Here is a 689-nt window from a genome sequence, read left to right on the forward strand (position 1 = left end):
CTCCTGGTACGTATACTCTCACTGCTTCATTTGGGACCTATGCTTCTTCATCTACTGGTGTTACTGTGCTTTCCAATCAAACAATTTCATCAGATATTATTTTGACTCCAGATCCATCAACCGTTTCGGGAACTATTACATCCGACACTGGATCTCCTATTCCAAATGCTACTGTAAGGATACTGGATCAAAATGAAACCGTACTTGCCACAGTCGTTACAGATGAACTTGGAAACTTTTCTGTTACTGATTTACCACAAGGAAATCAAAAGATTATTGTTACTGCCCCAGGATTCGCCACTCAACTTGGAGGGGTCATTTTAACTCCAGGTCAAGTAGCAACAGGCACTGATTTTACCTTAACAGCCAATCCTGGCAGTATTACTGGGCAAATATTGAGTGCTGCCACAGGTACACCAATTGTAGGAGCAATTGCCATTGTTAGAACTGTTGCTGGCATCCCTGTAATTGTCGCCTCAACGACAACCGATGAAATTGGAAATTATACTGTAAAAGGTTTACAGCCCGGTTCTTACGTAATTACTGGATCTACTACTGACTTTGCGCTTAATACAGTCGGAGCAATCGTAGTCAGTGATCAAGTCACACAAGCAGATATAACTTTATCTCCTCTGGTGGGAACGATTTCTGGAAGTATAATTGATATTCAGGGAAGCCCAGTTACAGGC

Annotated in this window: 1 protein-coding gene; it reads left to right on the plus strand. The window is 41.9% G+C overall.

Translation table 11 applies throughout. The annotated features are described in order from the left end of the window. Positions 1-65: 65 nt before the first annotated feature. Positions 66-689, plus strand: a 624-nt coding sequence (locus AC1DWA_RS33020; protein ID WP_477917643.1) for a carboxypeptidase-like regulatory domain-containing protein, incomplete at its 3' end; no start/stop codon positions are given.

Source organism: Rhodococcus sp. P4_F3_2, assembly GCF_056401335.1.